This is a genomic window from Sorangium sp. So ce448 (assembly GCF_051520915.1).
Classification (GTDB): domain Bacteria; phylum Myxococcota_A; class Polyangia; order Polyangiales; family Polyangiaceae; genus Sorangium; species Sorangium cellulosum_B.
Genome location: NZ_CP150343.1, coordinates 1,892,740 through 1,906,050, shown reverse-complemented (window position 1 = coordinate 1,906,050; position 13,311 = coordinate 1,892,740). Strand labels below are relative to the sequence as shown.

Annotated in this window: 10 protein-coding genes and 1 pseudogene; 8 read left to right on the top strand and 3 right to left on the bottom strand. The window is 67.9% G+C overall.

Going from position 1 to position 13,311, the window contains the following annotated elements; all coding sequences use genetic code 11:
* Nucleotides 1-34: 34 nt before the first annotated feature.
* Entirely contained in the window at nucleotides 35-859 is an 825-nt protein-coding gene (locus WMF45_RS07220; RefSeq protein ID WP_437716205.1) for a LamG domain-containing protein, read from the bottom strand.
* A gap of 417 nt (nucleotides 860-1,276) precedes the next feature.
* Here WMF45_RS07220 and WMF45_RS07215 point away from each other — a divergent pair, with 417 nt between their 5' ends.
* From WMF45_RS07215 to WMF45_RS07185, 7 genes are all read left to right on the top strand, one after another.
* A complete protein-coding gene (locus tag WMF45_RS07215; RefSeq protein ID WP_437716204.1) occupies nucleotides 1,277-2,992 on the top strand; it encodes a DUF1592 domain-containing protein in 1,716 nt (571 codons plus the stop codon).
* Nucleotides 2,989-4,290 (top strand): DUF1552 domain-containing protein, encoded by a 1,302-nt coding sequence (locus WMF45_RS07210; protein WP_437716203.1) that lies wholly within the window; start codon nucleotides 2,989-2,991, stop codon nucleotides 4,288-4,290. The genes WMF45_RS07215 and WMF45_RS07210 overlap by 4 nt, the downstream gene beginning before the upstream one ends.
* A gap of 426 nt (nucleotides 4,291-4,716) precedes the next feature.
* Nucleotides 4,717-5,667 carry a hypothetical protein gene (locus tag WMF45_RS07205; RefSeq protein ID WP_437716202.1) on the top strand — a complete coding sequence of 317 codons (951 nt, stop codon included), beginning with the start codon at nucleotides 4,717-4,719 and terminating at the stop codon, nucleotides 5,665-5,667.
* 468 nt (nucleotides 5,668-6,135) lie between these two features.
* Nucleotides 6,136-6,519, top strand: a complete 384-nt coding sequence (locus WMF45_RS07200) for a hypothetical protein (protein ID WP_437716201.1) — start codon at nucleotides 6,136-6,138, stop codon at nucleotides 6,517-6,519.
* Nucleotides 6,516-7,148, top strand: a complete 633-nt coding sequence (locus tag WMF45_RS07195) for a glutathione S-transferase family protein (protein ID WP_437716200.1) — start codon at nucleotides 6,516-6,518, stop codon at nucleotides 7,146-7,148. Before WMF45_RS07200 ends, WMF45_RS07195 begins: the two co-directional genes overlap by 4 nt.
* A gap of 313 nt (nucleotides 7,149-7,461) precedes the next feature.
* A complete protein-coding gene (locus WMF45_RS07190; RefSeq protein ID WP_437716199.1) occupies nucleotides 7,462-7,893 on the top strand; it encodes a GNAT family N-acetyltransferase in 432 nt (143 codons plus the stop codon).
* A gap of 195 nt (nucleotides 7,894-8,088) precedes the next feature.
* A complete protein-coding gene (locus WMF45_RS07185) occupies nucleotides 8,089-8,508 on the top strand; it encodes a hypothetical protein (RefSeq protein WP_437716198.1) in 420 nt (139 codons plus the stop codon).
* A 197-nt stretch (nucleotides 8,509-8,705) separates the two neighbouring features.
* Here the strand turns inward: WMF45_RS07185 and WMF45_RS07180 are convergent, their stop codons facing one another.
* Complete coding sequence (locus WMF45_RS07180; RefSeq protein WP_437716197.1) at nucleotides 8,706-8,861, bottom strand: hypothetical protein; 156 nt, start codon at nucleotides 8,859-8,861, stop codon at nucleotides 8,706-8,708.
* Nucleotides 8,862-9,557: 696 nt separating this feature from the next.
* On the opposite strand from WMF45_RS07180, the pseudogene WMF45_RS07175 reads away from it, so the two are divergent.
* Nucleotides 9,558-11,699, top strand: a pseudogene (locus WMF45_RS07175) (right-handed parallel beta-helix repeat-containing protein); the annotation flags it as partial.
* Between the two features lie 111 nt (nucleotides 11,700-11,810).
* Here the strand turns inward: WMF45_RS07175 and WMF45_RS07170 are convergent.
* The gene (locus WMF45_RS07170) at nucleotides 11,811-13,145 is read right to left on the bottom strand and encodes an extracellular catalytic domain type 1 short-chain-length polyhydroxyalkanoate depolymerase (protein ID WP_437716196.1); all 1,335 of its coding nucleotides are present in this window, start codon (nucleotides 13,143-13,145) and stop codon (nucleotides 11,811-11,813) included.
* Between the last annotated feature and the right edge of the window lie 166 nt (nucleotides 13,146-13,311).

Genomic DNA, 13,311 nt, shown 5'->3' with positions numbered 1-13,311 from the left:
GCGCGGCGCGGCGGGCCGCCGCAGGCGAGCCTCCTCATCGGGGCTCCGGCGGAGAGCGCTGCGAGAGCTCGGCGACCTCTGCCGGGACGAGCGCCCGGCTGTGGATGACGATGTCATCGACGTCCGCAAAGAGGAACCGACTCGCGCCCCCCCATCGACCGACATAAAGGGTGTCGGAGCCGGGCGCTATCGTCACGTCGATCGGCGCCGCCTGGTCGAGCTGCCCGTCGAGGTAGAGGGACATGGTGAGCGCCTCGCCGTCGACGACCGCGGCGGCGTGCGTCCACCGGCGAGGCTCCATGCAGAAGCAGATGAGGAATTGATAATCGCTGGTCTCCGGCCCTTTCCAGAACCCAAAGTGCATGCCCGGCGGCGACTGCGCGTAGTCGATGTTGATCTCCCATCCGCCGGTGTTCTCCGTGCTGACCACGGTCGCCAGGACCTCGGGCGCGGGCTCGTCGCTCGTCAGGCGCACCCACGCCGAGACGCTCCAGCTCGCGGTGGCGTTCGGGAAGCTGTCGACCGCCATGAACTCGCCCTCGCCGAGGTGCATCGCCTTGCCGAACCGACCGTCTTGCACCCACGTTCCTCCGGTCAGCGCTCCGTCGCGCATGTTGCCGGAGGAATCGAGCACGACCGTGCCCTCTCCCTCGTCGAACGTCCAGTGCGCGACCATGCCCTGGGTCAGCGTCGTGGGGGCCAGCTCGATGGCGTCGAGCGGCCCTGCCTCGCAGGCCGCGAGCCCCAGCAGCGCGACGGCGGCCAGGCGGCGGCGCGTCGCGCGGCCGGGGGGCCTCGCGGCAGAAGCCGGCATCGCGGTGGTAACCCGGTGCGGGGACAGCGTGTTCGACCGCTTCATGGTCAGGCCCTCTCCGTAGCAGGACAGAGAAGCGGCGCCGAGGGGCACGGCGGGCCCGCCGGTCCTGTCCCGATCTCGGCCAATCCCCGGTTCCGAGCTTCGGTGTCCTAAGGCACCCGGCGGTGACGCGGCGCAGCGTGCTGGGCTGCAGCATATCCGATCTTCCTGCGTCGCCTCGCAGCGCGCGTTTAACCAGAAATTTGTCATGGAGTGCGAATCGACTGGAGGGTGAGCCGTTTCGGGGGCGAGCCGCTACTGCCACATGCTCCCTGCGACGGCCGACCTACTGGTCGCCTGACCATCCCGCGACGCTGCCGTCGCGAGACGTCGAACCTGCGTCTTTCTCTCTCGAGGCGCCCGGGTCGTTGCAGGGGTGCGCTCGCGGAGCGGATGCGTTCACACGAGGAGATGAACACGATGAGACTTATCTTACGGACTTGCGCAGGGCTCGTCCTTTGCGCGCTCGCAGCCGCCTCATGCACCGGGGTGCTCGGCGGCCCAGGCGACGCCGAGGAGCGGCCTGGCGGCCCAGGCGACGCCGAGGAGCGGCCTGGCGGCTCCGTGGCTCCTGACCCGAGCTTCGACGGGACCCCGGCGGATCCCACCTCGGCGGGCGTCAAGGTGCTCCGCCGGCTCAGCGGGCGCGAGTACCTCAACACCGTCCGGGATCTGCTCGGAGACACCACGCTGCACCTCAACGATGTGCCCGTGGAGAATGACGATCCGGTCCTCGGCTACCATCTGCCCGGCCCGGTCGACAAGCTGAACGCCGAGCTGTTCCGCGACGCAGCCGAGAAGCTCGCTGCGAACGCGGCATCACGCCTGAGCGCGCTCGTGCCGTGCGACGCGCAGAGCGCCGGAGAAGAAGCGTGTGCCCGGCAGTTCGTGACGGAGTTCGGCCTGAAGGCGTACCGGCGCCCCGTCTCCGCCGACGAGGTGGACGGGCTGATGCGCCTCTATCAGACCGGGCGAACGGAGATCGAGCTCGACTTCAACGGCGCGATCGTCCTCCTTGTCGAGGCGATGCTGCAGTCGCGGGGGTTCCTCTACCACTGGGAGAACGGGCAGGAGCCAGCGCTCGTCGAGGGGAAGACGGTGAAGCTGGACGGCTATGCGCTCGCCAGCCGCCTCTCGTACTTCCTCTGGGGGACGATGCCTGACCAGGCGCTGTTCGACGCCGCGGCCGCGGATCGGCTGGCGAGCGCGGAGGACGTGGCCCGAGAGGCGCGCCGGATGCTAGGCGATCCGAGATCGCGCGACGCCGTGGCCGACTTCTTCGAGGACTGGCTCGACCTCTCGGCGGTCGCTCGCAAGCCGAAGGACGCCGACGTCTACCCCGAGTTCGACGATGCGCTGAAGCGGGCGATGTCGGAGGAGGTGCGGCGCTTCGTCGCCGGGGTCGTCCTCGATGGCACCGGGCGCTTCGAGGAGGTGCTGACCGGGACGAGCTCGTTCGCGAACGAGCCGCTCGCCGCGGTTTATGGAGTGAGCGGGCCGAAGGGCGAGGAGATGCAGCCCGTGTCGCTCGACCCGGCCCAGCGGTCAGGCATCTTGACCTCGCCTGCGTTCCTGACCGTGACCGGCGCGGCCGACGGCTCGCACCCGGTCAGGCGAGGGAAAGCCATCCTTAACCAGATCCTGTGTCTGACGCTCCCGCCGCCGCCGAACGACATCCCGGAGCCGAAGAAGCCAGATGAGGGAGGTACCACGCGAGAGCGCTTCGCGGAGCACTCCCAGCTGGCGTGCGCGAAGGGCTGCCATGCACTCCTGGATCCGCTCGGCTTCCCGTTCGAGAACTACGACGGCATCGGACGCTTCCGGACCATGGACAACGGAGAGCCGGTCGACGCGACGAGCACCGTCGAGCTGGACGGCCAGGTCCACGCCGTGGCCGACGCGCGCGGGCTCAGCCAGGTGCTCGCCTCGAGCGAGGCGGTCCACAGCTGCTTCGCCAAGCAATGGCTGCGCTATGCGCTCGGTCGAGGCGAGACGGGGGACGACAAGGCCTCGTTCGAATCGGTGGTGGATGCCTTCAAGGGCGCTGATCAGGACATCCGCGAGCTGATGGTGGCGCTGGTGAGCTCGCGTACGTTCCGCTTCCGGGCGATCATGGAAGGAGAGGTGCTGCAATGAACCAGGCGCGATTCTCACGGCGAGCACTGCTCCAGGCGCTGGGCGTGGGGGCGGCCATGCTGCCGCTGCTGCACGCCGAGCGCGCGGCCACGGCGGCGCCGAGCGCGTTCCCGAAGCGCATGATCGCCGTGACCTGGACCAACGGCATCTTCCAGCAGAACTGGCTGCCTGGCAACGACGACCTGAACGCGGCGCGCCTCCCGACCATCCTGGAGCCGCTCGAGAGCTGGAAGTCCAAGGTGCTGATCCCCCAAGGGGTCGACCTGAAGGTGATGCTGGACGCGAACCGGACGTACGACGGGCACTTCAGCTATGGCGCGCTCTTCACCGGCGTGAGCCCCGCCCCCGGGGTCAGCGACGGCATCGCGCCGTCGATCGATCAGATCATCGGAGACGATCTCAGGAGCAAGGGGGTGAGTTCGCCGCAGCTCAACCTCGGCTGCCGCCCCTATGGCTTCTCGACGAGCTGGGCGGGGCGGAATCAGAAGAACAATGCCGAGACAGATCCCTACCGCCTCTTCAACAGGCTCTTCGGAGGGGCGAGCCTGCCGGCAGCCCAGATCGACAAGCTGCGCAAGCGCAGGCAGAGCGTCCTCGATCTGGTGGGGACCGACCTCGAGCGCTTCGGCCAGCGCCTCGGGACGGAGGACCGGCTGAAGGTGCAGGCGCACCTGGACTCGATCCGCTCGCTGGAGCTGGACCTCGAGGCGGCGGCCTCGCAGCGCGCGTGCACGCCGCCCGCGATCGGCGAGGGGGGGATCAACTACGATAACATCAACGACTATCCGAAGCACGTCGACCTGATGATGAAGCTGGCCGCGGCAGCCGTGAAGTGCGACCTGGCCCGGACGGTCACCCTCGATCTCATCGACGACGGCGGGGGCAACAGCCTCACGTTCCCGTGGCTCGGCATCGGCAGCCCCGACTACCACGCCATCGCCCACGAGGGCGCGAACAACGCGGCCCAGAAGACGGCGATCGATCGGTGGTTCTACGAGCAGGTCGCCACGCTCGTGGCGCAGCTCGCCGACTCCTCCGAGGGGGACGGGAGCGCGCTCGACAACAGCGTCGTCGTCGTCGCCAACGACATGAACGAGGGGAACTACCACGCCGTAGACAACATCCCGTTCCTGCTCGTCGGGAGCTGCGGGGGGTTCTTCAAGACCGGGCGAAAGGTCAAGCTGGGGAGCATGCCGCACAACAAGCTGCTCGCCACGCTCTGCCACGCGATGGACGTCCCGGTGAGCAGCGTCGGCGAGGGCTACGGCGGAGACTGCGACGCGTTCTTGAAGGCTTGACCGACAAGCGAACCTCCGGGGCGGTTCGCTCGGGTCGTACACCGGTGCTCCCGAGAGCGGAGCGCCCGAGCCGGGCGACCAGGCGTGGCCTGTCTACAGCTCCGCGTCCTCGTGCATGGCGAAATTTCAAATTCATCGAGAAAAGCACGGCGCCCGCGCTTGTGGTGATTGAGTCCACGCTGCTCTCACGACCCAACTGCGGGACCTGCCCTGGGCTGATGGACGCGATGAGCGAGGCCGCGATTCGCACCGATCGCAGACGCACGATTCAGCATCGTTCGTGTCACTCTTCCCATCGAGAGTTCTGCGCACGCCGAGGGGGTCTTGACATCACCCCATGACAAAAGTATCAAGTTTGGTCCGCTTGCTTGGCTCTCGGAGAGCCGGAGGTCCACCATGCATCGTGTTCACGCTGTGAGCCTTACCTTGGCCCTCATTGCATTCCACGTGGGCTGCAATTCAACCTCCTCGGACTCGAGCTCCGGTGGAGGCGACGGAAGCGGTGGCGCGACCAGCACCGGTACGACCGGCAGCGGCGGGGCTGGCGGTGACGGCGGGGCCCTCACGAGCAGCTCGTCGAGCGGCGGCGGGCAAGGCGGCTCGAGCGGCGGCGGGCAAGGCGGCTCGGGCGGCGGCGGGCAAGGTGGCTCGGGCGGCGGCGAGACCTCCCTGACGGGCTGCGCGTCCGGCAGGTACATCCTCTGCGAGGATTTCGAGGACACCGACGTGGGCGGCGTTCCGCAGGGCTGGACCAAGCATGGTGAGCCGGTCGCGGTCGCCGACGATCAGGCCGCGCACGGCAAGCACGCGCTGAAGATGGGCCCCGTCGCGAACGGGGAGCGGCGCATCTATCACGACGCTTCTCAGCTCGGGAGCGGGCACTGGGGCCGGATCCGCTACCGGGTGCAGCGGCCGGTGCCTGACGCGTTCGTCCATTCGACGCTCGTCGCGCTGTACGGCAACGGCCCGACGACGGGCGCCCAGGAGGTCCGCGTCGTGGACACGGTGAAGGAAGACAAGGACGGCTGGGACAATGACGGCAACGGGTCGCACATCCAGTACCTCTACAACGTGCAGCCCGCGGGGGCGGAGTTCGGCAAGGGGAGCACGTACAGCTGGTACTATGAGGACCAGTGGCACTGCGTCGAGTGGCACATCGACGGTCCAACGCAGCGCTACGACTTCTACCTGGACGGCGAGCTCCTCGACCAGATCAGCATCGCGAACGGGCCGGGCAACTACTCGGGCTCGGAGATCCCGGACGCGTTCAGCGAGATCCGGGTCGGGTGGAACAACTACCAGAGCGCGCCGCCGGGGTTCACGGCGTGGATCGACGACGTCGCGCTGGACGACGAGCGGATCGGCTGCGAGGAGTGAAGTCCTGCTCGTAGATCGCGCCGAGGATCCGCGCTGGATCCCCGTCGGTCCCCTTCGGGATGTGGACCCGCCGCACGGGCGGCGCGCGTACGTGCCGGGCTTCGCGCGTTCAAGCAGCGACCTGAGGTTGCCCTCCAGGTTCGCTGCGTGCTCTTCCGCGGTTGCCTGTCTCCCAGGCAGGCTCTCCAGGGGATACCCGGCGAGTAGAGCATGTGGGGAAACGGAAAGCCAAACGATTCAAGGAGTTCAAAGGCGAATCGCCACGCTCACCTCAGGTGCCAGAAGGTTCCCTCTGCGATCCGGCACCAACCCTGGAAAAGCGACGCCAGAACGCCGATCACGTTGTTCAAGCGAGAAATCAGTCGCCAAGGCGCCGCGAGACGCCATAAGAATAAAGGCCCTGGAGTCTGATGGCGCCTTGGCGGTTGCGCCGGCCAGCGGCGGGCGCGCGAGGTCAATCGCGCCCTCTTGCCGTACGTCGAATACGTGTTCGGCAACGAGGAGGACTTCGTCGCGGGCCTCGGCTTCAAGGTGTCCGGCGTGGACAGCAGCTACAGCCAGCTCGACACGAACGGCTTCCGCCGGATGATCTCCGAGGTCGTCGCGATGTACCCCAACCTCTCGGTCGTCGCCACGAGCCTCCGGACGGCCAGGACCGCCGGCGTGAACGGCTGGGGGGGCATCCTGTACACCAAGGGCGAGTTCTACGAGGTCCCGGGCGGTGCTCGGGAGCTCTCCTCGATGGAGCTGCCCGCCGCGACATGGAATTGCCAGGGCCCTCGATGCGGCCGGCCAGGGTGTGCACCGTCTGGTAGCCGCCCGCGGCGGGCTCGGTTAAACGAGCCTCCATGATCCTGATTGGCCAGTACGACTCTCCCTTCGTGCGCCGCGTCGCCGTGGCGCTCCAGCATTACGGGCTCGCGTACGAGCACCGCCCGTGGTCGGTGTGGGCCGACGCGGAGTCCATCGCGAAGTACAACCCGCTCCGGCGCGTCCCCGTGCTCGTGACGGACGGCGGGGAGCCGCTCGTGGAGAGCGCGGCGATCCTCGACGCCCTCGACGACCTGGTGGGGCCCGATCGCGCGCTCCTGCCGCGCTCGGGCGAGGCGCGCCGCGCCGGGCTGCGGGTCTCCGCGCTCGCCACGGGGCTCGCGGACAAGGCGGTGAGCCTGCTCTACGAGCACGTGCTGCGCACGGGCGAGCGCCGGAGCGCTGTCTGGGTGGAGCGCTGCACCGCGCAGATCGGCGAGACGCTCGACCTGCTGGAGCGGGAGCGCGCCGCCCGGCCCGGCGAAACCTGGTGGCTGGGCGCCTTCAGCCACGCCGACATCGCGGTCGCCTGCGCGCTGCGCTTCATCGGTGAGGCGCACCCGGCCCTCGCCGACGCCGCGAGGCGGCCGGCGCTGGCCGCGCACGCGGCGCGCTGCGAGGCGCTCCCGGTGTTTACGGCGGTGGTGCAGCCGCTCCACGTGGCCGTGTAACGCCGCGTGCCAGGAATCCCGCCAGAAACACCGGTCGATGACGAGCGGCGGCCGGGAACAGGTGCGATTTTCGTAACTTCCGCCTGTTTCGCCGCCGAAGGCGGCTCCGGTGTGGCCCAACGGGGCGCCCTTTGCCGCCGCGCGAAGGGGCCGCCTTCACTCCAGAGCCTGCGGGAGCCGGCGCTGTGGCAGGATGGGGATCGCGGCGCAGGCGTCGACGAGCCGCCGCGGCAGCCGGCGCGCCGCGCCGCAGGGGCCGCCGGGCCGTCAGGCGTCATGACATGAATGGATGGGTGTCGCGATGAGGGTGAAGATGGCTGAAACAGACCAAGAGATCGCAGCCTGCTTTCCCGTCATGGTCCAGCTGAGGCCGCGCCTCGTGCAGGAACGGTTCGTCGCGGATGTCCGCAGGATGCAGCGGGAAGGCTTCCGGCTGGCCTTTCTCGGCGACCGGAGCGTCTCTGCCGTGGCTGGATATCGATTCATGGAGATGTTCTCCACGGGGAAGATCCTTTACGTCGACGATCTCGTCACGGACGCTGGCGTCCGATCGAGGGGGTACGGAGAGGCTCTCATGAGCTGGCTCCTGGCCGAGGCGAGGCGGCACGAGTGCAAGTACCTGGAGCTCGATTCGGGCGTGAGCAGGCTGGATGCGCACAGGTTCTACAGGCGCAATGGCCTCCAGGAGCTCGCCCTTCACTTCTCCATCCCTGCGGACGGCGGCCCGCGGTGGACGAGCGAGTAGCCCCGCGTTGCCCGGGCGGGGCATCCCTGGCGCTCGGTGCGTCCATGACGGCGCACGCGGAGCGCGCCGCCGCCCTCCGTGGAGCGTCGCCGCGCGCGTCCGCCGCGCGCGCCGGCGCGAACTCTGCTATGACGGCGTGATGGCGGTTGCGGCCGATGAGCGGGCGCCAGAGAGGCGCCCTATTACGTGGCCGGCTTGCTCTCCGGTCTGAACGTGGCGCTGTCCGAGTACACTCCGGTCTCCAGGCTACGCGCCGGCTACGCGCTGGTGGCGACGCCCGAGCGGCGCGCGCGGCTGTCGGGCGCGCAGATCGCGAGCATCGAGCGGGATCTGCTGGGCAGCCCGCCTGCGATCCCGCACTGGGCCATCCGCCTCCCGGCCGCCCTCGGCGGGCTCGTCGCTACAGTGCCCGCGCTGGACCGCGATCTGCCGGAGGACACGCGGACGCTGAGCTTGACGACCTGCCTCTTCACCACCGTGTGGTCGCTCGCCTCCATGTTCAGGCGCGAGCATCCGGTGGTGTCCTACCAGCAGGACCTGCGGAGGGCCGGCCTGCGCGTCGCGCCTTCGGGACCCGACGGCAACCTGGGCCCTTCGGTATCGGGCACGTTCTGACGGACGATCGCGGCCATTGGCGCTCCTTCGAGCGCTCATCAAGGACGATTCGGCCAAGCGCAACCTTCTTGTAGCCGTGTTCGTGCTCCTCCCATCGAGCAGCGCGGGAGGGCGTGCCAAGGAACAGGATCAGCGCTGGGAGCTCGTCGTCGCGGATTGACCGGGGGATGAGCCGCCGGATCCACCCCTCGCCCCCATCACGCCGCCGCGCCGGCCCGCCCGACGAGCTCGGAGCCGATCAGCGCCTCGACGGCTGCGCCGCCGTCGAGGCCGAGCCGGTCCTGTGCACGAGCACCGCCGAGGTCCCCCGGCAAACACGAGCTCGCGCGAGCCGGGCTCGCGGGACAGCTCACGCGGGCGCGTCGGCCGGCCGCCGCTGCGCACCGCTCCGGATCGAGGACATCCGCGCGCCGGTTCATTTCGATTGACGCCAGCCGTGTGAACGTTCACATTTTCGCCACGTAGTCTTTGACGTTGCCCTGGATAGGTGCGTCATGCGCACCGGGCCTTTCCCATTGTGCGCGTTCACCGTGCCGGTCGGGCTGCTGGCTTCCAGGTGAGGCGCATGCAGGGGGAGGAGCGTGCCGGCGCACGTGCTCGGTCGGCATCTCTGCTTTGCGACGTACCGCTGCTTCGCGAGGCTCTGGCAGCGCTCGCGGCAGCACTGAGTTGACGTGATCTGGAAGCGGCGCGGTGCTCCGCGCGGGCGGCTGGCTCACCTTACTTTCGGAACAAACATCATGCGTGAGAGTCACGATTCCACCGTTCGTCACGTCAAGCTGCTGGTCTCCGCATCCCTCACGGCGTTCGCTGGGTTGGCCGCCTGTTCATCGGACGGGACGAGCCCCAACCTGGCCGGCGGCGACAGCTCGGCTGGCGGCAGCGCGACCGGCGGAGCCGACGCCACTGCAGGAGCCGGAGGAGCGGCAGCGGACGGGGGCGGCGGCAGCGCCGGCGCGGTGGCCGGTGGCGGAACGGGCGGCGGCGGCGGCGGCGGCGGCGGCGGCGGCGGCGAGGTTCCAGACGAGACCGGGACGCGGCAAGCGGCGTACTACGTGTCGCCCTCCGGTAGCGACGACAATCCAGGCACCGCCGGCGCGCCGTTCAAGACGGTCACCAAGGCGCGCGACGCCGTCCGCACCGTCAACGCCAACATGACCGGCGACATCTACGTTTACCTCCGAGCTGGCACGTACAGCCTCACCGACGCCATCGCCTTCGCTCCGTCGGACTCGGGCACGAATGGCCATCGCATCCACTATCAGGCTTACCCCGGGGAAAAGCCCGTTGTGAACGGCGCGACGAAGGTAACCGGATGGACGCCGGACGCAGGCAACATCTACAAGGCCAAGCTGGACCGAACGACGAAGCTGCGCAACCTGTACGTGAACGATGCTCGTGCCCTGATGACGAGCAAGCGGGTCACGTCGCGCGGAGGGGTCGGGACGTACAGCGTGACGGCCGGGCAGCACAGCTGGGCTTGGGCGACCGGCAGCGGCAGTGACGGCGCCAAGTACGACCTCAACGCGGTACCTCCCATCGCCAGCAACAAGGACGACCTCGAGATCGTGAACGGCACCACGTGGAATGAGAATATCGTCTGCGTTCGTGATGTCACCACCACGCCAGACAACCTCCGCGCGCTGCTCTTTCAACAGCCCTACGGTGCCATTGCGCAGACCCCCGGCTGGAACTCAGGCTTCAGTGTTTCTGGTTCCCACACGATCTACAACGCGCGTGAGTTCTTGGACTCACCCGGTCAGTTCTATTTCGACAAGACGACCGGGACCCTCTACTACTACCCACGACAGGGCGAAGACATGGCTCAAGCCGACGTGCAGGCGCCGATCGCAGAGAAGCTGATCGACATCGTCGGCGCCTCCAGCGCCAGCCGCGTCAAGAACCTCACCTTCCAGGGCATCACCTTCGCCAACACCGACTACAACCTGTACAGCGTGGACGGGTCGCGCGGCAAAGCGACGGTACAGGGCGCCACCACCTACGTTGCTTACGGCGACGGCAACTGGCACAACAGCAAATACGAGATCATCGACACGCTGCCCGGGATGATCACGGTCAACAACGCCGACTCGATCGACTTCATCGGCAACGTGGTGAAGCACAGCGGCAACGAGGGCATTTCCTTCATCAACGACGTCGTGAATTCCAGCATCGTCGGCAACTACATCACCGACATCGCCGGCAGCGGCATCACGGTCGGCCACCCGCAGCACCTGTACGCGGGCGACACCGGCCCGCACCACAAGTTCGGCTCGGGTGTCGAAGGCATCTGTAAAAACGACACCATCAGCAACAACCTGCTGTACGACGTGAGCTCACTGCCGGGTTTCGGTGGCCATTCGGGCATCACCGCGTTCTTCGTCGATGGCCTGAAGATAACCTACAACCACATCCAGAAGACGGCCTACAACGGCATCAACCTGGGCTGGGGCTGGCGGAACTTCCCCGACTCGACCACCTGCAAAGACAATGCGATCACCAACAATCGCTTCATCGATACCTTGAGCAGGCTACACGACAGCGGCGCGGTCTACACGCTAGGTCAGATGCCGGGCACGACCATCAACGAGAACTACGTCAAGGGCATTCCGCCCGCGACGAGCGGCCCCACGTACGGCCTGCACAACGACGAGGGCAGCGCGTACATCACGCAGAACGACAACGTACTCGACATCGACCCCGGCGTAAAATACACGATCAACTGCGAGGATTTCGGGGCCAAGCACCACCTCACCATCCTGAGGACGTACGCCACCGTGAACAAGATGGGCATCAACCCGCCCGATAGCAGGATCGACCCGCCGGTCGCGGTTCCGGACAACATGTGGCCGGCAGCCCAATACGAAATTTGCCTGAGCTCCGGCATCCAGGAAGAGCACCGGGGCATCATCCCCAGCAGCCTGCTCGCGGTTCAAGACTACGTGTTCCCGGCGAGCGCCTCGGTGGCATCCGGCACCAAGACGATCAAGATCAGGAGCACCGGCGCGGCGGCCAACGCCGTCTGGCTCGCGCCGGCCGGCACCGGCACGTTCACGGAGGGCGCGACGATGACGAAGGCGGCGGGGGACGCTACGTCCATCACGGTGCCGGCCAGCGCCGGAACGTACAAGCTGCATGTGGTCGATGCGCAGGGCGACAAGCTCGGTGAATCGGCGGCGCAACTGCGGGTGCGCTGACGTGCCGCGGTGGGCGCTGCAGCAGTAGCGCTGCCGTCGGCGACCATCTTCACCCAGCGCTCGTTCGCGGGTTGTCCGGCTGGCCCGGCTGCCAGTGCGTGCAGGTCACCGGGCCGCCGTTGTCCTCCGACGACGACGGATCAAGGTCGAGAGTGCAACTGCCAGAGCAACCAGGGAAGTTCCGACGGACTCCCCTGAATCGGCCCTGCCGACCGCGCACGATCCAGAATCAGCGCCACCGGCCGGGCTACCAGCCGTGCCGGCGCCACCCGTTCCACTGCTCCCGTCGCTTCCGCCTGCGGCATCGCTTCCGCCTGCAGTGCCGCTTCCGCCTACGGTGCCGCTCGACCCCGTGCTCCCGGCGGTCGTGCCGCTCATGCCGCCCTGCCCCTGTCCGCCACCCCCACCCTCTCCGCCGGTCCCACCCGCGCCGCCGGTCCCACCCGCGCCGCCGCTTCCGCCCGCCCCACCGCTGCACTTCTCTATCTCGGGATCGACCGGCCCGGTCTTGTCGAGACCCAGAAAGGGGATGACGTACTCGGCGGGGAACAACGCGTCGGAGGGGCCGTGATCACCGCCAATCGAGGTGAACGCGTCGAGGACCACGTAGCCGCACTCATTCTCCCAGCGCTGCCGCGTCGCATCGTGATTGCCGAGTCGGACTCCCCTATCGGTCGACGTCGGGCTCGCGTCCACGCCCAGGACGTTGGTCCATTGCTTGATGGCCTCCGTGTGGTTCGGGTACCTGATGATGGTGTCCGCGTCGCCGTGGAAAAGCTGCAGCCGCGGGCGATGTCCCGCGTACCCCGGGGCCAGCGTACGGGCGATGTCCCCCCATTCTTGCGCGTTGTGGGTCACCGAGCCGCCCGCGCACGCTCCGCTATATCCGCCGCTGTTGCCTGATTCGTTGGCTCCGCGGCACCCGGCCGGCATGCCCGCGAACGCGGCGCCTGCTTTGAAGACGTCCGGGTAGAGGGCGAGCAGGAGCTCGGTCATCATGCCGCCGGACGAATCTCCCGTCGCATAGACGCGATCCGCGTTGCCTCCGTACGTGTCGAGCGCGTACTTCACCATCTGCCTGATGGCGTGACTGTCGCCGCCGCCTTCGCGCCTGCGCGTCTTGTCCGAGACGACGTCCCAGCATCTTCCGCTGCTGGGGACGACCATGATGAAGCCATGGTCGTCCGCCGCGTCGACGATGCCCCCGCCCCGCGCCTGACCAAACACTGCACTGGCGGTCCCGCCGCAGTAGTGCACCAGAGTCAGAATCGGAGGATTCGGCGCCACGTGGTCCGGGACATAGACGTGCATGCTCACGTCACCAGGCAGACCGCTCACCCCCCAGTCCTTGACCTGCTGCAACGTCGCCGCTCCCGCGGAGGGCACCGACCCCAGCATGGCTGCCAGCAAGGCGCCCCAGGCAGTCCAGTTTCGGCTCATGATGGAGTTCTCTCCTGATTTTGGATTGGCTCTCTCGAACCAAGCAAGGTTGCGACGACATGACGCCGGCGATGTCGATGGCGAATCGCCGCGCGCACGTCAGGTGACAGAAGGTTCCTTACGCGATCCGCCTTCCTCTTGCTGACGATGGCGAAGCAGACCATCC